At 45.6% G+C, this 20,902-nt stretch carries 18 protein-coding genes; 3 read left to right on the top strand and 15 right to left on the bottom strand.

Annotated features, from left to right (window positions below):
• Nucleotides 1-300: 300 nt before the first annotated feature.
• The gene (locus MHI06_RS13160; RefSeq protein WP_076330915.1) at nt 301-1,074 is read left to right on the top strand and encodes a M15 family metallopeptidase; all 774 of its coding nucleotides are present in this window, start codon (nt 301-303) and stop codon (nt 1,072-1,074) included.
• Between the two features lie 129 nt (nt 1,075-1,203).
• Here the strand turns inward: MHI06_RS13160 and MHI06_RS13155 are convergent, their stop codons facing one another.
• Nucleotides 1,204-1,443, bottom strand: a complete 240-nt coding sequence (locus tag MHI06_RS13155; RefSeq protein ID WP_340401760.1) for a hypothetical protein — start codon at nt 1,441-1,443, stop codon at nt 1,204-1,206.
• Between the two features lie 130 nt (nt 1,444-1,573).
• Here MHI06_RS13155 and MHI06_RS13150 point away from each other — a divergent pair, with 130 nt between their 5' ends.
• Nucleotides 1,574-2,206: a nitroreductase family protein gene (locus MHI06_RS13150; protein WP_340401759.1), complete on the top strand. Its 633-nt coding sequence runs from the start codon at nt 1,574-1,576 to the stop codon at nt 2,204-2,206.
• A 41-nt stretch (nt 2,207-2,247) separates the two neighbouring features.
• On the opposite strand, the gene MHI06_RS13145 is transcribed toward MHI06_RS13150, so the two are convergent.
• The 4 genes from MHI06_RS13145 to MHI06_RS13130 form a co-directional block, all read right to left on the bottom strand.
• On the bottom strand, nt 2,248-3,408 hold the full coding sequence (locus tag MHI06_RS13145; protein ID WP_340401758.1) for a leucine-rich repeat domain-containing protein: 1,161 nt from the start codon (nt 3,406-3,408) through the stop codon (nt 2,248-2,250).
• Between the two features lie 197 nt (nt 3,409-3,605).
• Entirely contained in the window at nt 3,606-4,850 is a 1,245-nt protein-coding gene (locus MHI06_RS13140) for an aminopeptidase (RefSeq protein WP_340401757.1), read from the bottom strand.
• An 88-nt stretch (nt 4,851-4,938) separates the two neighbouring features.
• Nucleotides 4,939-6,480, bottom strand: a complete 1,542-nt coding sequence (locus tag MHI06_RS13135) for an acyl--CoA ligase (protein WP_340402107.1) — start codon at nt 6,478-6,480, stop codon at nt 4,939-4,941.
• Nucleotides 6,481-6,787: 307 nt separating this feature from the next.
• Nucleotides 6,788-7,792 (bottom strand): aldo/keto reductase, encoded by a 1,005-nt coding sequence (locus MHI06_RS13130; RefSeq protein WP_340401756.1) that lies wholly within the window; start codon nt 7,790-7,792, stop codon nt 6,788-6,790.
• Nucleotides 7,793-7,993: 201 nt separating this feature from the next.
• Here MHI06_RS13130 and MHI06_RS13125 point away from each other — a divergent pair, with 201 nt between their 5' ends.
• Nucleotides 7,994-8,839 (top strand): AraC family transcriptional regulator, encoded by an 846-nt coding sequence (locus tag MHI06_RS13125; protein WP_340401755.1) that lies wholly within the window; start codon nt 7,994-7,996, stop codon nt 8,837-8,839.
• A 58-nt stretch (nt 8,840-8,897) separates the two neighbouring features.
• On the opposite strand, the gene MHI06_RS13120 is transcribed toward MHI06_RS13125, so the two are convergent.
• The 10 genes from MHI06_RS13120 to nagZ form a co-directional block, all read right to left on the bottom strand.
• A complete protein-coding gene (locus MHI06_RS13120) occupies nt 8,898-9,296 on the bottom strand; it encodes an Asp23/Gls24 family envelope stress response protein (protein ID WP_082762737.1) in 399 nt (132 codons plus the stop codon).
• Between the two features lie 29 nt (nt 9,297-9,325).
• Nucleotides 9,326-10,405 (bottom strand): AI-2E family transporter, encoded by a 1,080-nt coding sequence (locus tag MHI06_RS13115; RefSeq protein WP_340016901.1) that lies wholly within the window; start codon nt 10,403-10,405, stop codon nt 9,326-9,328.
• Nucleotides 10,406-10,440: 35 nt separating this feature from the next.
• Nucleotides 10,441-11,898 (bottom strand): HAMP domain-containing sensor histidine kinase, encoded by a 1,458-nt coding sequence (locus MHI06_RS13110; RefSeq protein ID WP_340401754.1) that lies wholly within the window; start codon nt 11,896-11,898, stop codon nt 10,441-10,443.
• Nucleotides 11,876-12,583 carry a response regulator transcription factor gene (locus tag MHI06_RS13105; RefSeq protein ID WP_169481743.1) on the bottom strand — a complete coding sequence of 236 codons (708 nt, stop codon included), beginning with the start codon at nt 12,581-12,583 and terminating at the stop codon, nt 11,876-11,878. The genes MHI06_RS13110 and MHI06_RS13105 overlap by 23 nt, the downstream gene beginning before the upstream one ends.
• 234 nt (nt 12,584-12,817) lie before the next feature.
• A complete protein-coding gene (locus MHI06_RS13100; RefSeq protein ID WP_340401753.1) occupies nt 12,818-14,263 on the bottom strand; it encodes a 4-hydroxyphenylacetate 3-hydroxylase N-terminal domain-containing protein in 1,446 nt (481 codons plus the stop codon).
• 173 nt (nt 14,264-14,436) lie between these two features.
• On the bottom strand, nt 14,437-16,395 hold the full coding sequence (locus MHI06_RS13095; RefSeq protein WP_340401752.1) for an ABC transporter permease: 1,959 nt from the start codon (nt 16,393-16,395) through the stop codon (nt 14,437-14,439).
• Nucleotides 16,370-17,140 (bottom strand): ABC transporter ATP-binding protein, encoded by a 771-nt coding sequence (locus MHI06_RS13090; RefSeq protein ID WP_340401751.1) that lies wholly within the window; start codon nt 17,138-17,140, stop codon nt 16,370-16,372. Before MHI06_RS13090 ends, MHI06_RS13095 begins: the two co-directional genes overlap by 26 nt.
• Nucleotides 17,141-17,448: 308 nt before the next feature.
• The gene (locus MHI06_RS13085; protein ID WP_340401750.1) at nt 17,449-18,432 is read right to left on the bottom strand and encodes a sensor histidine kinase; all 984 of its coding nucleotides are present in this window, start codon (nt 18,430-18,432) and stop codon (nt 17,449-17,451) included.
• Nucleotides 18,429-19,133: a response regulator transcription factor gene (locus MHI06_RS13080; protein ID WP_340401749.1), complete on the bottom strand. Its 705-nt coding sequence runs from the start codon at nt 19,131-19,133 to the stop codon at nt 18,429-18,431. The genes MHI06_RS13085 and MHI06_RS13080 overlap by 4 nt, the downstream gene beginning before the upstream one ends.
• Before the next feature lie 41 nt (nt 19,134-19,174).
• A complete protein-coding gene (nagZ, locus tag MHI06_RS13075; RefSeq protein ID WP_340401748.1) occupies nt 19,175-20,515 on the bottom strand; it encodes a beta-N-acetylhexosaminidase in 1,341 nt (446 codons plus the stop codon).
• Between the last annotated feature and the right edge of the window lie 387 nt (nt 20,516-20,902).

The following is a 20,902-nucleotide window of genomic DNA, read 5'->3' as shown; positions in this document are numbered from 1 at the left end:
GAAGATTTTATATAAATTGAACTTAACATTTACACGAAACGGAGAGGACAGAAACAACTAGAAGAAGCGAAGCGTTCGCCTTTATCCCCGGATTTTCCCCTATAAGGGGAATTCGTAAAATCTGGGGATAACAGCGATCGGAAGGTTGTTCTGTCATCGTAGTGTCCAGTGTAAATATCTTTGGTTCAACGTATATAGCAAACTTTGTTTACAACTCGGAAACAATTGGAGAACCTATGGATATAATCCTCTAGTATACTCGGTATATAGATTCATATAATCCGAGGAGGAACACACATCATGAAATCTTTTACTCGTAAATCCATCATATCTACAATTCTCGTAGGCTCTGTTGTAGCAGGTTCTGCTTTTACTACACTACCTATTACTTCAAGCCTGAATCCCGTTGCATCTGCAGCAAGCTCCAGCTTCACTCAATTTCTGCATGATAATGCACCTGGTCGTACGATCAAAACGATCAAAAATGTGGCAACGGTGACCAATGTGTCTAGTACGGTTGTGCTTGTCAATAAAAAGAGAAATCTGCCTTCGACTTATGCACCTCAAGATTTGGTCGTACCTAATATTCCTTTCAGCTTCTCAGGTTCCAGTCCGAAGAAACAAATGCGTAAAGTGGCTGCAACCGCGATTGAAAAATTATTTGCAGCTGCCAAAAAAGACGGCATTGATATCAAAGCGGTATCTGGCTATCGCTCTTATGCGACCCAAAAATCGATTTTTGACCGTAATGCCAGTATCAAAGGTGAAGCTGTTGCCAATAAAACAAGTGCTCGTCCAGGACAAAGCGAACATCAGACTGGTCTAGCCATGGATATCTCCAGCGCTTCGGCCGGTTATGATTTGCAGCAAAGCTTCGGCAACACCAAAGAAGGCAAATGGCTGAAAGCCAATGCCCACAAGTACGGATTCATTATCCGTTATGGTAAAGATCAGGAGAAATTAACCGGCTACTCTTATGAGCCATGGCATGTACGTTATGTGGGTGTGTATATTGCTGGTGAGATTACCAACCAGAAACTTACGCTGGAGCAGTATTTGGAACGTGCCAAATAAGGTAAGTTCGGGACCCAAAGCTTAGCGAATTATCGGATCAGATAAAGAAGCGTGACTAAAGCATAGCTGAAGCAAAAGATGGGGCCGAAACTGGCCCTCTTATGCTCCAATCTTTCTTTGTACACCTCATCATATACCCGCAATTCTTCTAAAGACCAGTGGCAGTCTCTTCAGACTTTCTGTTCCAGCCCAGGAGCCTACGCCAGCAAGTAGTGCATTATGGAACAAATACAGTGCGACATTGTACACGATTGAGCCCAGAATAATCTCCATAACTACAAAACGTTTTAACGTCGAAGATTGGATCACATATACCCGAAATTCATGCGGGTTATGTCCTCCCTTATACCTTGTAATGAATGTTCTCATGAATCACCTCTAGTGTTTTATTTTAGCGTATGGCAGGCAAACCTTGTCTTATTCTAAAATAATACTTACATAAAGTAACTAAGTGTGTTATAGTCAGTTTATAAATCATACATAAGCGAGGGAAACCATCATGAGTGAGTTTGAGAATCTAGTCAAAAACCGTAGATCGGCCGTTATTTTTGAAGAAGGAATTGAAATTTCGGATTCGGAACTACAAGAGATGTTTGCCCTGAACAAATTTGCACCTTCTGCCTTCAACCTGCAGCATACGCACTATCTTGTGCTTAAAGACGAGGAACAGATAGAGAAAGTCTATGAAGCTTCCCAGCAATATAAAGTAAAAACAGCTTCTGCAGTCATCGTCGTTCTGGGCGATGTCAACGCACATCATCATATCCGCACCATTAACGAAGGCTTGCTGAACCTGGGTGCACTCACTCCGTTCCAATACGAGCAGGAATCCCAAAGTGTCACTGAATTTTACGAATCTCGCGGCAGATTCTTCCAACGTGAGGATGCGATTCGCAATGCCAGCCTGTCTGCCATGCAATTGATGTTGATCGCTCAGGATCGTGGTTGGGATACCTGCCCAATGATTGGTTTTGACTCGGAAGAACTGCAACGGAGTTTGGATATTCCCGACCATTATGTACCTGTTATGATGATCACCATCGGCAAAAAGTCGGAAGCCAAACAGCGTCCACGCGGTTACCGTAAACCAATTAACGAATATGTTAGCTTCAACAAAATGCACGCTGAATAACATACAAAATAACACAGCAAAAAAGCCACGATCTCGTGGCTTTAATACGTTTCATAGATCAACGTATCCAACATTTGAAATTCATCGTCGAACTCCGCATATATGTACAGTCGGCCTGCCGGTGTATCCCCCGCATCATAACCCAATCGGAAATATTGATCTTCCTGAAATTCTGCATCAGCCAAAACCAGTTCGTTGATATCCTCGTCCGGATGGGCCTCGGCAATGGTTTTAAGCGCCTGCTCACCAAGCATGTCCCACCGTTTCCAAGTCTCCGCCATGTATGGGGATAAAGTTTCCATCTCTGTCTTCGTTGAAACCTGTGCAGTGACTACAAGCTCATTGTCCTGAACAAGTAATCGCATCTGATAGTTGGACATCGAACCATCATACTGAAAGACCCCCATACCCGGAACCTCATGATTGGATTTAAATATTAGATTGTCGGCATACTGCAATCTTTCCAGTTTGGGATTAAGACTATAATCCAACTCGGCCAACTTGTTCTCGGAACAGTACAGCTCTCGTAGCTGCACGTTATGGCGAATATCCAGCTCGCTAATATGGTTGTTAAAACACCGGACACTCTCCAAAACCAAATTCGAACGAAGATCCAACTGTTTGATATGGTTGTGGTTACAACGAAGTTCAAGCAAATTGGGACAACGGGTTACATCAAGTTCCAACATGTAATTGTTGGCGCAATCGAGTCGCTGCAGTTGCTTATTTTGCTTAAGTTCAAGTGAGAAAAGAGCGTTATAGCTGCAACTGAGTTCCTCTAACCACTCAAGGGGCTCCGAAGCAAGCTTCGACAACATATTCCAATGACACTCCACCGTTACAAGCTTGGAATTATGAGAAAGATCCAATTTGCGAAGTCGATTAAAGCTGCAATCAAGTACCTGCAATTCCGAATTGGAACTTAGGTCTAGCGTAAGAAGTTGATTCTCTCTGCAACGTAGCGTCCTCAGCTCGTGATTCTGAGTGAGATCCAGACCGGTCAATTGATTACAGGCACAATCCAACTCTTGAAGATCCCTGAAATACTCGACTCCATCAAGATTGCTAATATTGTGATTGGAAAGTTGTAATATCTCAACCTCATGAACGTCACTTTCCTGAATGAACCCCCGCTGATCACAAAAACGATCCAACACAACTTGCCTGAAACGTTCATCCGTGAAAGCATAGGTGATATCCATACCCGTAATCTTCCCCCTCTCGTTTTCTTCTCTTGGAACAGTTTTCCAACATATTATTCCTATTCTACGAGTTTCATCGTAGGGAATCATTATTAAGCCTGTAAGACCTGTGTAACTCATGTTACAACGAAACGAAAAAAGTGACTTCAGGTTGAAGTCACTTTCTCGTTAAATACTATTACTAGCCAGATTAGAAATTAAAATGCCCAGTTGCCTTTACGGAATACCGGCTCGATTGTACCATCCTGTAACTCACCATCGATATCCAGCTCTGCGGAACCGATCATGAAATCGACGTGAGTCAAACTCACATTGCACTCATGCTTGAGCAACTCTTCGTTGGACATGGTTGTACCATCTTTCATATTGAATGGATAAGCGCTGCCCACAGCCAAATGGCAGGATGCATTCTCGTCAATACCCGTATTGTAGAAAATACGATTCAGGTTGGAGATTGGGGAATCATTAGGTACAAGTGCTACTTCACCCAGATAACGTGCTCCTTCATCGGTAGCAAACAGGTTCTTCAGATGCTCTTCACCGGATGCTGCCGTAAACGCTACAACCTGTCCATCCTTGAATGTGATTCTCATCTGATCTACCAGTTGCCCGTTCAGGTTCAAAGGCATGGTGCTGCTAACATATCCATTCACTCCGCTGCGCTTCGGCATGGTGAATACTTCTTCAGTCGGCATATTAGCAACCGTGTATACACCTTGTTTATTTTCGCCGCCACCACCGCCCCAGATATGATTATGGACCAGTTCAATTTTCAGGTCTGTACCTGGTGCACGGTAATGTAAGCTCTTATAGTTCTTCTTGTTCAGGAGATCACTCATGTTATTCAAGGTTTCCAGATGCTCTCTCCAATTTTGTACGGCGTCTCCGCCATCGACACGGTTCATTTTGAAGATCGTTTCCCACATTACGTTGATTCGGTCTTCTTCCTTGATGTCGGCAAACACTTTGTTCGCCCAAGCCTTGGTCGGTGCCTTGATCAGACACCAGCTAATTTCATGGTTACGTGTGTATTTGGCATATCCGCGACGTGCATGTGCAGCCGCCTTGGTAGCCCGGGATACGTTGTCGGAGTCAATACCGTTATACAGTTCAGGATCTGGAACTTTGATCGTCAGGGTAGCGCCGCCTGCTTCTGCAAACTTCTCCATCATGTCCGCTTTCCAGGCTGGATAGTAGTCGAAGCTGTCATTGGAGCCATGCTCAAAACGACTGCGGGTAATGTTGTCGTCATCGAAGTCCACTTGTACATAATTGGCACCAGCCGCATAGGCTTTTTGCACAATCAAACGTGTGAATTCAAGCGTTTCGATAGGAGCGGTTACGAGCAGATCCTGTCCTTTTTGAATATTCACGCCGACTTTGACAACCAGTTCTGCGTATTGTTCCAATGACTTTTCAAAGGTTTGTTCAAATTGACTCATGATTGTGTTCACTCCTGTTTCATATATTGTACGAACGCTATCGCTTCTTCAGAATCGATTCCTTCTCTTTCACTACGCAGGCTCAATTCTAACTATTTCGTTTTTCTTGTTCACGTAACTCGATCCGGCGGATTTTGCCTGAGTTTGTCTTCGGCAGATCCGTAACAAATTCGATCTTACGTGGATATTTATAAGGTGCTGTGATTTCCTTGACGTGGTGTTGCAATTCACGCATTAATTCCGGTGAAGCCAGTGAATCGTCTCTCAGCACGACAAATGCTTTGACAATATTTCCACGGATCTCGTCCGGACTCGCAACCACGGCGCATTCCTTTACGCTGGCGTGTTTCATGAGTGCTTCTTCCACCTCGAATGGTCCAATCGTGTAGCCCGAACTGATAATGATGTCGTCACTGCGTCCTTCAAACCAGAAGTATCCTTCTTCGTCTTTACGTGCACGGTCTCCTGTTACAAAATAATCGCCACGCTGACTCGCTTCCTTCCGTCCCTCATCCTGATAATAGGACCGGAACAAAGCTGGCATCTCTTTGTGCACCGCGATATCTCCTACTTCACCGGCAGGAACAGGTTGTCCGTCTTCGTCAATGATTTCAATCAACCCAGGTGTAATCGACTGACCCATGGAGCCAATGCGTACCGGCGCGTCTTTGAGACTGCCGATTAACAATGTGCTCTCGGTCTGTCCATATCCGTCTCGAATGGTCAGGTCGAAGTGACGCTGGAAGATTTCAATGACTTCCTGATTGAGCGGTTCACCCGCTGACACGGCACTGCGCAGATGGGACAGGTCATAATGTCCAAGATCATCCGCTTTGGCCATCAACCGATATTCCGTTGGTGTACAGCAAAGGACATTAATTTGATGTTCCTGCATCAGTTCCAGGTAACGCTTGGGCTGGAATGATCCATTGTAGACCAGTCCTGTCGCGCCTCTTCCGAGTACCGACAAGAACGGGCTCCAGATCCATTTTTGCCAACCAGGTGCAGCTGTTGCCCATACGGTATCTGAAGGTTGAATATCCAACCATAACGAAGAAGCGATTCGCAGGTGGGCATATCCCCAACCGTGGCTATGTACAACTCCTTTGGGATTACCTGTTGTGCCCGAAGTATAAGCAAGGATAGCCGTATCATCCCGATGAGTCTCCACCGCAGCCATCTCGTCAGGTTGATTTTGCATTAACTCGTGCACATTAACCCAACCTTCAGCAGGTACGCCAACTTCACCATTCGGTGATGCTACGATGCGATGTGCCAGTGATGGCAGATCGGCGTCCATCTTTTCCACTTCCGAGGTCGTCTCGGACCATACAATAACAGCCCGCGCCTCAGAGTGACGCAGACGGTATTCCAGATCTTTTGCCCGTAACATCTCGGAAGAAGGAATCACAGCAATCCCCAGTTTCAGACAAGCAATGTAAATAACATAGGCAATTATACGGCGTGGTACCATGACCAACACCCGATCACCCTTCTCTAGTCCAAGTTTACGCAAACCCCCAGCAAGACGATTCGCCTGCTTGAACAGATCACCATACGTGATCTCTTCCAATTCTCGATGATCGCTGAGCCATCTAAGTGCAATCCGGTCTGATGGATGATTCTCCATCTCGGATGTCAGGTTATAGCTTTCAGGCGAAATCCACTGTTCAAAGTTCAAATGGAGCCTCTCCTTCATAGTTCAAATGTAAATCTTCTATATATTATACCCTAAATCCTAGGACCAGGTGCTATGAACTAGGTTCATTCTGAAAAAAATAAACATAGGTCAATTAATGTTAACTATTATAATAGATCTTTTCCTATAAAGAAAATGACATATAAAAAAACGGCACCAACCCGGACATCTGGGAGGCACCATTTTATTTATTTGAACCTTATTTCATGAAAGTTTAAACCTAACTATAATCTTTCTGTTACCACGGATAATTACCCATGCCGTCCAAAATGCTCTCAATTTCATTGAGTTCTTCCGTTGTCAGATCCGGTGCGTTGAGCGCAGCTACGTTTTCTTCGATCTGGGACACCCGGCTTGCACCAATCAGTGCGGAGGTTACACGGTTACCACGCAAGATCCAGTTCAGAGCCAGTTGAGAGATCGTCTGTCCTCTTCGCTCGGCAACTGCCTGAAGTGCATCGAACTTGGCAATCCGTTCGTCCGTGTAAGCTTCTTTTTTCAAATTGCCTGTTGGATTGGCGCGTTCTTCCTTGATCTTGTCGACATATTTATTCGTTAACTGACCGCGGCCGAGTGGACAGAACGCTATGGAACCGACGCCCTGCTCATCCAGTACGTCCTGCAAACCGTCTTCTATCCAGCGATTCAGCATTGAGTAGTTTGGCTGATGAACCAGACATGGCGTACCCAGACGACGGAGAATGGTTACCGCTTCTTGCGTCTGTTCTGCATTGTAATTGGACAAGCCCACATACAGTGCTTTACCTTGGCGCACGATATGATCCAGCGCCGTCATCGTTTCTTCCAATGGTGTGTCCGGATCTGGACGGTGATGATAGAAAATGTCTATATAGTCCAGCCCCATCCGACCAAGACTTTGATCCAGACTGGCAATCAGGTTTTTGCGGGAGCCCCACTCGCCGTAAGGCCCACTCCACATATGGTAGCCTGCCTTGGACGAGATGAGCAGCTCATCCCGGTAAGGACGCAGATGTTTCTTGTAAATCACACCAAAGTTCTCTTCCGCTGATCCTGGAGGTGGACCATAGTTATTCGCCAGATCGAAATGGTTAATTCCGAGGTCGAAGGCACGTAAAATCATCTCTTCCTGAATATCCAAAGTACGGTTGCCACCAAAGTTCTGCCATAAACCCAGCGCAATTTGCGGCAGTCTGATTCCAGATTTACCGGAACGTACATATTTCATCTCATCATATCGTTGTTCACTCGCAGTATAGGGCATCGTTATTCTCACTTTCCTGTAAGGTTTGTTGAATTCCTTTTCATCTTAGACATTTTTCTGGCAAAACGATATGGCATTTCACTTTGAACATATGGAAAAATGATTGTTATCTATATAAACTAATCTTAAATCATTCATCTTTCACACTAAATAATATGTTAAAATGCAAGATGAGACGAAATCGTACAGGAGTGAATACCCTTGATTACGTATATGTTCAAGAACAATCATTTTCAGGAGCTTCAGCTCCTTCATTATGGCACGGAAGCCTGTACACCAGGTCACCACTTTGGCCCCGCCATGAGAGACTATTACAAAATCCATTATATTTTGAATGGCAAAGGCACCTTCGAAGTCGGTGGCAAAACGTATACCCTGCACAAAGGTCAAGGTTTTCTAATCGTTCCGCATTCTGTTGTTCATTACGAAGCAGATCAGGATGATCCTTGGGAATACAGCTGGGTTGCTTTTCAAGGCAGCAATAGTTCATCTTTTTTACAGCAAGCCTGTCTGTCGGAGCATCATCCGATCTTTGAGCTGGGCAATGAGGATGACGAGATGCGATCTTGTCTGCATCGAATGGTCAATTCCCGCAATACCCACAAAGGCTGGGAGATTAGCATGACTGGTTTGCTGTATCAGTTCTTCTCCATTTTAATTGATCAGGCCAATTCAGAGCACCTTCAACCCATGCCGGATTATTCGAAGGAAACGTATGTGACGCAAGTGATGGACTTCATTGAAATGAACTATGCCAATGCCATTACCGTGCAATCCATCGCAGCCCATGTCGGGTTGCAGCGCAGCTACCTGTGCTCTCTCTTCAAGGACCAGATGGGAAGCAGTATTCAGTCGTATCTGGTTCATTACCGGATGCGCAGGGCAGCTGAACTGACGCTTGATCCGGGTCTTACCATTGGTGATATTGCCCGTTCTGTGGGCTATACGGATCAATTGCTTTTCTCCAAAATGTTCAAAAAAGTGATGGGCGAAGCTCCCACCTACTACCGCAAACATAAAACAGCACCCTCCCAGTTAAGTTGTTAATTGGGAAGGTGCTGTTTTTGCCAATCGTTTATCTATAATCGTTATTCCATAGATTCGTTTATACCGTTTCCGGCATGGATACACCAACGACTTGTACTTTAATTTCATTCACCATAACACCTGCCAATTGCTCTACAGCCTGTTGAACATTATGTTGAAGTTCACGGCAGACCTCGTGCATCTTGTTACCATACTGAATGTTGATACGCAGCTGGATGGTGGCCTGATCGTCTTTGACGTGCACATCAATCCCTTTTTGCAGACTTTTGCCGCTGATGCTCTTGGCAATCCCTTCAGTCAGTCCAACGGACATGGAGGATACGCCAGCCGTTGATTGAGCGGCCATCCCCACGATCTTGGACAACACATCGTTCGAGATGTGAATGGTACCCATTTGAACAGATTGAGGTGCGATATATTCAGGTTCATTGTATTGTTTTTCAATAATTTCAGACATGTGCTCCACTCCTTCGAATAATTTAGATTCTATGCATTCTGCCATTTGTCCTTGAAGAACATGTTATAGATTCGAACCAAAAGAATTTTAACAATCATATAGACCGGGATAATAATCAGGATGGCAATAATTCCACCGAGGTCCCCTGCACCCAAGACCAGAATAATCGTCGTTAGCGGGTGAATATCGAGCTTTTTACCAAATACGTAGGGTGCAACCAGGTTGTCCTGAATCTGCTGAGCGACGAGAATAATAATCAGAGACCAGATGGCAACCGATGGCGATACCACGAGACCCATGATCACAATAGGCACGGACGACACAATCGCTCCGATAAACGGAACAAAGTTCATGATGACCGCGATTACCGTGAGCAGTAATGCGTACGGCAGTCCAATGATCAGGAAACCGATATACATCAGTACACCCAGCGCCAGATTCACCAAGACTCTTCCTACAATAAAACCACTCAGCGCCTGATCGATCTCAAGCACGACTTCACGACTGTCATTTTGGAAACGTTTTGGAGCGATATGTGCCAATTTACGGCCGAATTTCTCACCTTGTAACAGCATATAGAACAAAAGGATCGGTAGTGTAAACAAGATGATCGCAAAACTGGACACGAGTGAGAAAAATCCACTTACATAGTTGGTCACAAAGTTAAATCCTTTGTTGATATACTCCGTGATCTGAGAGAAAGGTGTTGAACCCTCAGGGAACAAGGCTTGTATGGCACCATTTTGCTCCAGCTCTCTCAGCTGTTCACTTAATGAATTAATTAGACTTGGTGCGTTATCGACCAGGTTGATCAGTTGCTCACGTAACGATGGCCATAACCCAATGATGAAGAACACACCCAGAATAGCAATAACCAGATAGATTAGCAAAATACTTAACGTGCGATTTATTTTCTTTTTCTCCATATAATTCACAAGCGGCCTTAGCAGATAATAAAAGAACACGGACAACATCATTGGCACGGTAATAACCGTAATCATGGTGACGAGCGGCTGAAAGATGAAGCTCACACGTGATAATAAATAGATATTAACCAATATCAGCGCCAGTGCAATACTGAACCGGACAAACGTATTTCCTTTGAACAAAATATTCCCCTCCACATGGACATTTCTTCTCTTATTTAATTTGGAATCTGAACGGTAAACACGGTGGTCTCTCGCCCACGGCGGGAAAGGATCAGCCGTCCACCCATTTTTTCCGTATTACGCCGTGCGATGGACAATCCAAGTCCCGTACCTCCGGTCGCTGTCCTCGCCTCATCCCCTCGTACAAACGGATCAAAGATCGTTGACCACAGTTCTTGGGGTATGCCCACTCCTGTATCTGCCACTTCAATCACCACATGAGTATCCAACGGAATGAGTTCCACACGCAGTTCTGTTCCGAGCGGATTATAGGACAGGGCATTGGTAATCAGATTCTGAATGACTCTGGATAGCAGCTCCGGATCATACCTCGCGTAGATCTCCTGATCAGGAACAAGTACATGAAGGACAAACTGTTTTTGTTCAATCTCCCCATAAGTATCTGCCATAATCTCGCGCACGAATTCTCCAATTTCTCTTCTCTCAATCTGCATGCGGAAATCGGGTGAATCCACCTTGAGCAGCTCCAGCATATTTTGTATCATGCGTGCGACTTGAACGGACTTGTTGTAGATATAGCCCAGATATCTTTGCTGTCTGTCCTTGTCCTCCCCACGTCCTTCCACCAATGCCTGCGCATATCCTTGTATAGATGTTATCGGTGTCTTCAGATCATGCGATAAGTCTACAATCAGTCGCTGTTTGCTCTCTTCCGCATAACGTTTCTCGGCAGAGGTGTTCTCAATGACGTCCGCCATGTAGTTAAAGGTCTCACCAATCTGGACAAATTCTCTCTCAGCAGAGATTGACATCCGTGTACTATAATTTCCCTGAATCATCTGCGTAAGACCCGAGGAGAGAATACTGAGTGGCTTTTTGATTCTCCGTGCGACCCAATAGCTATATACGAAGATCAATGACAACACTAAACCGATGCCAATCATAATGTAAAAAGATAACGGGTGCTTCAGATTGGTAATCAACTGATTATCATTAATTCTTACGCTGACCAGATCACGCGGGATCTTCAGCAACACATAGGCTGCTGCTCCTTCTGTCGAAAACGGAGTGATGGAGTAATAGTACGGCTGGTCGCTTCGGTTCTCCAATCCAGCATACAGATCGGCTTCACTGTATTGGTTGAACGCATCTTGCTTGTCTCCCACATGATGAATGACGGTGCGATTCACATCCAGAATCTCAATCCAGCCACCGCTATCCTTGAGACGTTGAATCTCTGTGTCTTTGTCTTTCGACACCGAACCTCCACCGGAGTATAATTCGTTCTCCAGCTCTGCCACATACACATGGGCTTCGACATTCAAATCCAGATCAACCACTTGGTCCGAGATGCGGAAGTCCACGACATCCAGAGACACCATAAGGTACACGATCAGTACCAGTAACAGCAAAAAGAAGTTGAACAGCAAGAAATCCAGTGTCAGGGATGTCTGCAACAGTCGCTTTTCTCTAGCTTTCCATGGGCGCTTCAATTTTGTATCCCAGTCCCCTTATCGTTTTGAGATATTCCGGTTGTCTGGAGTCACGCTCGATCTTCTCCCGAATGTTGCTGATATGTACCATGATGGTGCTGTCCTCGTGCGCATAATAGTCGCCCCAGACCGCTTCGTATATTTTTTTACGGGTGAACACTCGGCCAGGTTGATCAAGCAACAATTCCATAATTTTATACTCTGTAGAGGTCAATGTTACAGGACTTCCTGAACGAAAAAGGATACATTGGGAGCGATCTAGCGTCAGATCGCCTAATACCAGATTCTGTTCTTTAGCTACGGGAACCTCAGCTGCATCAAAATGATTGACCCTTCTGAGCAACGCCTCTACCCTGGCGACAATCTCAAGCGGGTTGAATGGCTTCGCTATATAATCATCTGCACCGAGTCCGAGTCCCAGGATTTTATCGTGATCCTGACTTTTGGCGGATAAGAACAGAACAGGCATGTGATGTGTAGCCCGAATCTGTTTGATCAACTGCAATCCGTCCATTACAGGCATCATGATGTCCAGTATGACCAGATCAATCTGTGTTGAACGTATGGTTTGCAGCGCCTCGGCTCCATTCACTGCAGTCTTAATGCTATAGTCCTTCTCCAGATAGAGCTGAAGCAGTTCCACAATCTCTGGTTCGTCATCTGCAATTAATACGGTGTATCTCATGTTATTCCTCTCATTTCCTATACTCTATGCCTATCTCTACATTATTACTATATACTACGTCTCTTAATTCAACCTAAATCATTTCTAAAGATAATCTAAATAAATAGAAATAGAGCCCTGGCTCATGCCAAGGCATTAACTAAAAAAGGGCTGTTTTCAGCCTACATTCAAGCTTTTCGTTCTTCATTCAGGCTTTTCAATCTTCATTCGGACCATTTGTATTAGATCATCAGATCAGTCCTTAACCGAACGAAGCCACGGTTCAACTTTCGCCGATAAACGTTCCTTGTCATACTGCACATATTGGCTCGCCCGGTTGCGCACCGGATCACCCGCGTAGAAGCGTTCATACAGGTCATGCCTTGCTCCGAGTGGACTTCCGGTCAGCTCCCATGCCAGTTGAAAGAGACGAATCTTCTCCGGGGCTTGCATCGTTACTCCACCAAGGTATTTGCCCATCATGGAGCCCATCATTTCATTCATCTCAAACGCACCTGAAGGAATCTGAATCAGACCACCCGCAGCAATCGTCTTCAAAATCTCCACCGCGCGGGGGTAATAGCGATTGCCCAGATTACGGGCGGTTTCAATATATTTGAATTCGGGCAGCCAGTTGCCGAATGTATCCGGCTTGGATTGTGCTTCAGCAGCAATGATCAGTCCCTCGATGGTCTGCATCTGACTGATCAGCTCTCCGAGCTGTTCCTGCACATTCAGGAAGGAGTCCACCCCGATCTCCTTGGCAATGGCTGAGGTCACGGCTGTGATGAACTCCAATTTCGAGTGCAATCGAATAACGCTCTGATGATAGGCCAGACTAACCGAGGCTGTATTGCAGCGAATCTGCCATACGGCTTCAGGGTTATTATGCAGTAATACACGTTCCCAGGGCACGAATACATCGTCAAAAAATAAAACAGCATCCATCTCATCGTACTTCGCACTCAGCGGATGTGAGTGATCCGAATCTTTTGCGGCAAAAGATTCCCGGCATATCATGTGCAAACCCGGACTGTCCGCGGCTACAATTACCATATGGGCCAGCTCTGGCCGATGGCCTGGAATTCGTTGAACGGGATACGCAATGATATCATCCGCATAAGGCGCTGCTGTTGCCACCATTTTAGCCCCGCGAATGACCACGCCCTCCGTATTGCTTCTGACAATCCGCAGCATGGCATCCTCATCTTCCCCGACAGGCAAGGAACGATTAATCTGCGGGTCGCGCTGGACAATCGTCAGGAAAGCATCTTTTCGTTTGGCTTGTTCAAAATAGGCAGATATTTTACCTGCAAATGCAGGATCATGTGCTGTCATCTCATGTCGTGTTGCATACCAGCCCGTGAGGCGGGATCGAGCATAATCAGACAATCGGCTCATCACTCCATACGTCCGATCGGCCCAAAGACGAAAAGCATCTGCCCTGCTGTTCACGTCAGAAAGTGAGCGAGGCACAAGAAAGGATCGGTGCACGTAACTTCCCGTCTGTTCGTCCCAATAGGCCACAGTCTCTCTTGTCTCCGGATCATCCACCAGATTGAACAAACTCTCGATCGTTTGAAGTGTTCCCTGAAAGGCCTGATGCCCAGTTACCTGGATACGTTCTCCGTCCAGCCATACATTCCGCTCATCATTCAAACGTTGAATGTAAGCTCGTCCACGAGACATCGTGATGCTCATATATGTCCTCCCGCTCAGGCGTCAGCCTGCTATTTTCTGTAATCCATCTCTTCAACTACTTAATAAAACTATGTAATGATACATTCTGTATCTAATGAAATAGTACTGTGCCTGGGATAGAAAAGTCAACAGACACCGAGCCATAAGTCCGGTGTCTGTTGGGCCATGCTATTTTAGACTAATTTGGAATACATGTGACGCAGATATCGCCAGCGCACAAGTGCAAAATACAGAATCTGCATGGAAGCAAACACCAAGAAAATACGCAGGCTGTATCCGAAGACCGAGAAATCAACTAGTTGCTGTAACGCTATAAAGGCAACCGAACTATGGATGAGCGCCACCAAGAGTGGCAGGAAGAACATAAGCAATAGCTGCCTTGTTACGATCTTACGGAGTTCGGGACGACTCAGTCCCATTTTGCCAATCATGCGATACTGTGCTTCATCCCGTTCTAGATCTGCGTAGAGTCTGAAATACGTGAAACTTGCTGCAAAGGTGAAGAAAACAATGCCGATTAGGCCGCTCAAAATTAGAATGATGCCATTGGTCTGCTTGGAATTAAGCCAATCCACCACAAGCGCGCTGACCTCGTAATAACCTTTGTCGGAATGATCATCTTGAATGGATTTGATCAATTCAGGAGCGAAGCTGCGTGTACCCATCCAATCTTTCACGATAAATTGTATCGTTTGACTCGAATAGAAACCTTCAGGCATGCCAACTTCCTCGTTGTACGCAGGTCTCATCTTATTAAACAGTTCGTCGGTTACGACGTAGAGATAAATTTCATATTGAAAAGGAATCACAATATCGGTACCAGGTGTCGATAGCTGGACAGGTACGCGCTGATTATCAACCTCCAGATTGACCTTTCCTCCCGAGACTCCTTGTTCAACCTGTTCACGGTACGCCTTGCGAATCGCCAAATTGCTTGGTGTCATAAATGACTCATCGATCTGTTTCAACGTACGTTCTTCATACCCCAGTGCCTTCGCAAGACGGTTATAATCACTCAGTTTGATAATCTTCCCATTATTATTTTCACCTATAGGAGCATAACTGCCCTTCACGTAGGGAACTTGATTATCAATCAACGTTTCTTCAATCTGCCGAATATGTCGCTCTGACTGGGGAGTATCCCATGAATTCATATAACTGAATGCGTACGGATTCGACATGGACGATAACCCCGGGTCAGCAATCGCGAGCATGGTGCCAATTCCCGTAAATGAAGATGCCGAGATGATGCTTACCATGAAAAACATAATCGCGTTATCTTTCATTCGATACGTAAGTTCCGATAAGAAGAGCAGATTGGTTTTGCGGAAAAACAATCTTGGATTTCTCTTCAGTGCCCGAATGATGTATACACTGAGCTGCGTGAACAGAAAGTACGTACCTGCAATAACAACCACGACACTTGCGAGTAATAACGGAAACGAGAAGCTTACCCATACAAAAGTGAATACCCCTGCATACCCTCCGCCAATGAACAATACGGATAGCAATGCGAGCAGACGCGATGCTTTGGGTTCCGGTTTCGGTTTTTCCTCTGATTTCACAAGGTCAATAAGCGAACCTTTCCGTATGAGCAAGGATGAGGACATCGCAATGATAATGAACAGCAGTAGAAATGCACCAGCCGTCAGGGCAATGCCTTTCAGCGGAAAATAGAATCCAAGACTGTTCTCGACAGCCAGCATGGAGCCGCAGATGAGCAGAATCAATTTGCCGAAAATAAGCCCGAGTCCAATACCGGTAATAATTGAAGCTAATCCGATACACATGTTCTCCATAAACAAGAGCCGGTTCATTTGTTTACGTGTCATGCCAATGATCAGGAATATACCAAATTCCTTCTTGCGTGTCTTCAGAAATGAACCAACAGAGTAGAGCAGGAACAGGAATGAAAAGATGAATATAATGACCTCTGCAATCATAAACCCCTGGTTGGCAAGCAACGTAACCGTACCACTTGATCCCTTTAACCCTTCTTTCAGATCGGGATGGAACAGGAGCAGTGCGTAGATGAAAAAGATCATAACGGAAAATGTACTGCTCAGAAAATGAGCCAGATAAATTCGTTTGTTGCGAACAACGTTATTAATGGCGAACTGGCGAAAATTCATGTCCTGACCCTCCCATTAGGGATAATACATTAATAATCTTCTGATAAAAGGCTGCGCGATTATCGCCGTAGTGAATTTCATTATACAATTTGCCATCCTTGATAAAGACGACCCGACTGCAATAACTCGCTGCAACTGCATCATGGGTGACCAACAGCATTGTAGCTTGATCCTCCTGATTGCGTGTTTCAAGAATCTCCATCACATCTCTGGCCGCCTTCGAATCCAGATTACCTGTTGGCTCATCGGCCAGAATCAGCTTGGGCGAATGGATCAGGGCTCTGGCAATGGCCGTACGCTGTGCTTGTCCTCCTGATATCTCATATGTCCGCTTGTTCAGAATACTCTCGATCCCCAGCTTGCTTGCCAGTTGTTCAACACGTGTGTTCATCACTGCTAGCGAAACGCCGTCAAGAGTCAGTGGCAGTACAATGTTTTCCTTGACTGTCAGTGTATTTAACAGATTGAACGATTGAAAAACGAATCCAAGCTCTTTGCGCCGGAATAGCGCGAGTTCGTCCTGATTCAATTCAAACGGATTCTTCCCTGCAATCCGCAGTTCGCCTGATGTTGGATGATCAATGGTTGAGATCATGTTCAGTAGGGTTGTTTTACCACTGCCCGATGGTCCCATGATGCCAACAAACTCACCTTCCTGAATACTGAGATCAATACCTGATAACGCTTCATAAGATACGACGCCTTTGTAGATTTTACTGATCTGTTTCACAGAACAAATCTCCATGGTTACAACTCCTTAGTGATGTATGAATTCAAAATTTAAATTACATTCATGCTGTTTGCATGCGTATTGCGGATGGCCTTTCCTGTGATCTTCTGACTACAGTCTATCGAAGTTTCGGCCTTTCTCCTATGGTTTAACCTTTCATCCACATGACAATGTTGTAAGGTTGCATGATGGAAAGCAAAAAGACGTCTTCGCCCCAACCAGGCAATAGACGTCTATACTTACACTTAAACTGTGATTCATACTCCACTCACACTTTTCAACAAACAGACCTCACGTCCCAATCTTATCTTCAACCTGTCACTTCAGGAGTTGAATGTGATTCGGACGGTCGTTCCTTCGCCGTACACGGATTCAAGATCTATCCGATGATTCATTCGCGTCAGCACTTCTTTGGCAATATACAGTCCCATGCCTGTGGACTCTTTGAAATGCCGCCCATTCTCCCCGGTGAAGAAAGGCTGGAATACCCGGTTCAGATCAGACTTCGGAATCCCGATGCCTTGATCCTGCACTTCCAGTATGATGGAGCGTTCCGCTTCATACGCACGCAGATAGATCTTTTGCCTGCTGCCCGCAGAGTACTTGATTGCGTTCGACAGTAACTGTACCAAGACAAACCGAATCCACTTGGCATCGGATTGCACAACCAGCGAAGAATCGATATGCATCTCTGGATAAACGTGATTACGGATGAAGAATCGTTTCAGCTCATGGATCGCCTCTTCACCAGCGTTCTTCAGTACCACGGGTTCGACACTGAAATCCTGTTCAAAGGTATCCAAACGCGCCACATACAGCACAGTCTCCAATCCCCGTCTCATCTGGTCTGCTTCCTCTCGAATGCTGATGAGCCGAGGATCGTCATCCTCCTGATCTTCCACGGTCAACTCAATGACGGATAATGGTGTCTTCATCTGGTGTACCCACTGGTTCATGAACGTCAGATATTCTTGTTGCCGCTGTTCCAGCCGATGCAGATGAGCATGATACTGTCCGTATTGTGAATCCAATAGCTTCTCCAGCGCCAGTGACAAAGGACTTGTTTCGTTCAATGGTACAAATTCCTTCAGTGAATCCATTGATCGTGTCATCCGGGCATAAAAAGAGCGATGTGAATAATAACGATACACCAAATATCCAATGTACAAAAATAATCCCAACGCTACGGCATAAGCAGCCGTGATCCAATCGTTATAGCCGTCATACCAGAACACCGCAACAACGGTGAACAAGATGGCGACAACCCAGCAAGTTAAAGCGAGATGTTCTCGTATAAACAACCTCATGACAGAGAAGAGGCCTTCCAGTTATTGTTCAGTCGGTATCCCGAACCTCTTACCGTTTCCAGTGCATCCGTAATACCAAGTTCGGCTAATCGCTTACGTACCCGGGTAACGTTAACACTGAGTGTGTTGTCATCCACAAACGAGTCGTCCCACAGCTTCTCTAGGATCGTCTCCCTGCTCACAAGCTTTGGACTGCGACGGAGCAGTGTTTCCAGCAGAATCGTTTCCTTCTTCGTCAGCTGCACTTTGAGATCACCGAGCTGAATCTCCTGTCTTTCCAGATACACGACCAAACCGTCCAGCTCCACCTTGCGTTCTTCGTCACGTGTAGCATAGTCCCCATACACCCGGCGCAGCTGACTCCGAATTTTGGCTATAACAATCTCATGTTCAAACGGCTTCGTAATATAATCATCCGCTCCGTTCTCCAGTGCCATGACCTGATCCATCTTTCCGCTTCGGGCGGAGATAAATAGAATCGGGCATGTAGACAGCGTACGAATCTGGCGGCACCAATAGAAACCATCGTAGCTGGGTAAATTGATATCCAGAAGCACCACATGCGGCTGCACCTGCTCAAACTGTTGTACAATCGTCTCAAAATCCTCCGCCAAAACGGCCTTGTCCCCATAACGCTCAATATGAGATTTCAATAATCCCGCAATCTTGGGGTCGTCCTCTATAATCATAATGGTATACATGGTTGGGTCTCACCTCTGCCAAAATCATATCACAGGATTGATTATTGAGCATTGATCTGCTTACGCCAATCCAAAATATCTGCATTCAATTGTTTCAGGTCTCCGGAGGCTTTCTGGTCATCCGATAACTTGTATTGTTGCTTCAATGCCAGGATACGATATACACTTTCATCGATTCGGGATTCAGAGATTTCACCTGACTTCACTGCACCCATTAGTGTGTCAAAAATCGTCTTGGCACTTTCATAACTATGAGCTACCAATAGAACGTCACTTCCTGCTTTAACCGTTGCTAGGGCCGCTTGGTCAAGCTTAAAGTTCTTCGCGATCGCTCCCATACTAAGGTCATCTGTGATGACCACACCGTCATACTTAAATTTGCCGCGCAGATGTTCACCAATAATGACATCGGATAAGGAGGCTGGATGATCCGGATCAAGCTTCGGGAACAAAATGTGTGCAACCATGACCGCCTCCACTTGTTCCTTCACTGCGGCCTGGAACGGAATCCATTCAAGCTCAGCCAGTTGTTTTTCCGTTTTGTTCACGACAGGCAGATCGAGATGGGAATCCACGGACGTATCCCCATGACCCGGAAAATGCTTCACTACCGGAATAATGCCTTCACTACGAAAGCCTTTCATCTCCGCAATCCCCATACGTGACACCAGTTCTGCCGAGCTGCCGAATGAACGATCTCCGATCACCGGGTTCTTTGGGTTACTGTTCACATCCAGCACAGGAGCAAAGTCCACATTAAAACCCACAAGCTGGACTTGTCTGGCCAGCAATTCGCCCATCGTTTCAGCAAGCGCGCTATCGTTCGTCTGGCCTATCTTTTTGTTGGAAGGAATGGATTCCACGGTCTCGGGCATACGGCTGACTTTACCTCCCTCCTGATCCACACTCATGAAGATTGGTACCGGATTGGACTGATTCGTTTCCTTGATGGATTGCACAAACTTGGCTGTTCCCTCAAGCGTCGTTACATTATTGGCATAGAAAATAATGCCCCCTACCTTCTGATCCATAATCATTTGTTTGGCTTGAGCATCCAGAGTCGTACCCTGAACACCAGCGAGTATCATCTGTCCAATCTTCTCTTCTAACGTCAATGAACTGAGTTGATCCTGCACCGGGTCGGCTTCTTCTTGCGGTTCCTCTTGCACTTCTTCCTGTGGTGGAGTGGTATTCTGCTCTGAAGGTGAAGAAGATTGCCCTGTATTGGAGCCAGTGTTCGAATCGATGTTCGAGTCCGTTGCGGAGGAAGGTTTCTGAGCTTGGCCACATGCCGATAAAAGCAGAACGATCCCCAGCAGAAGACACATCATATACAGTGGTTTTCTCCATTTATTGTTCAAGTTGTACCTATAGTTGTACAAGGATATTCATCCTCCTTATGTAATGTCGTCACAGCAACCCATGGGTTCAGGCATAACCTTATCATAAGGTGAATGATTTTCAAAATGAGTCGTGCTGGAGATTGAATCGTTGTTCAGATATAGTTACAGCGAAAAAAATGATTGCTTTGGGGCCCGAGATGTGGAACCAAATGGTGTTGTGACTAAGCGCGTGTGCGATGTATGGGGATAATGAATAGCGAGAGCGGTGCCGGATATGCTTTTCTATTGTGAATTTTTCATATGTTGAAATTATTAGTATAGGTAGATCAAAAAGCCGCCCGAAGGCGGCCTATTTGTTCGTTTTTTTTTCATTTTTCGTTGTAAATCGTTGTCGTTCAGGGTTGGTTCACCCTTGCCAAACGTTCC

The organism is Paenibacillus sp. FSL H8-0079 (genome assembly GCF_037991315.1).
In the GTDB taxonomy this organism is placed as follows: Bacteria; Bacillota; Bacilli; order Paenibacillales; family Paenibacillaceae; genus Paenibacillus.
This window is presented reverse-complemented; position numbering and strand designations above follow the sequence as displayed.

Bases quoted from the DNA above. Each gene is read 5' to 3' on its own strand.
- MHI06_RS13140 (WP_340401757.1), bottom strand. From the start codon at position 4,850: ATGAGTCAATTTGAACAAACCTTTGAAAAGTCATTGGAACAATACGCA.
- MHI06_RS13105 (WP_169481743.1), bottom strand. From the start codon at position 12,583: ATGAGATACACCGTATTAATTGCAGATGACGAACCAGAGATTGTGGAA.
- MHI06_RS13100 (WP_340401753.1), bottom strand. From the start codon at position 14,263: ATGAGCATCACGATGTCTCGTGGACGAGCTTACATTCAACGTTTGAAT.
- MHI06_RS13080 (WP_340401749.1), bottom strand. From the start codon at position 19,133: ATGTATACCATTATGATTATAGAGGACGACCCCAAGATTGCGGGATTA.
- MHI06_RS13135 (WP_340402107.1), bottom strand. From the start codon at position 6,480: ATGGAGAATCATCCATCAGACCGGATTGCACTTAGATGGCTCAGCGAT.
- MHI06_RS13120 (WP_082762737.1), bottom strand. From the start codon at position 9,296: ATGTCTGAAATTATTGAAAAACAATACAATGAACCTGAATATATCGCA.
- MHI06_RS13155 (WP_340401760.1), bottom strand. From the start codon at position 1,443: ATGAGAACATTCATTACAAGGTATAAGGGAGGACATAACCCGCATGAA.
- MHI06_RS13160 (WP_076330915.1), top strand. From the start codon at position 301: ATGAAATCTTTTACTCGTAAATCCATCATATCTACAATTCTCGTAGGC.
- MHI06_RS13095 (WP_340401752.1), bottom strand. From the start codon at position 16,395: ATGAATTTTCGCCAGTTCGCCATTAATAACGTTGTTCGCAACAAACGA.
- MHI06_RS13085 (WP_340401750.1), bottom strand. From the start codon at position 18,432: ATGAGGTTGTTTATACGAGAACATCTCGCTTTAACTTGCTGGGTTGTC.
- MHI06_RS13150 (WP_340401759.1), top strand. From the start codon at position 1,574: ATGAGTGAGTTTGAGAATCTAGTCAAAAACCGTAGATCGGCCGTTATT.
- MHI06_RS13145 (WP_340401758.1), bottom strand. From the start codon at position 3,408: ATGGATATCACCTATGCTTTCACGGATGAACGTTTCAGGCAAGTTGTG.
- MHI06_RS13090 (WP_340401751.1), bottom strand. From the start codon at position 17,140: ATGGAGATTTGTTCTGTGAAACAGATCAGTAAAATCTACAAAGGCGTC.
- MHI06_RS13130 (WP_340401756.1), bottom strand. From the start codon at position 7,792: ATGCCCTATACTGCGAGTGAACAACGATATGATGAGATGAAATATGTA.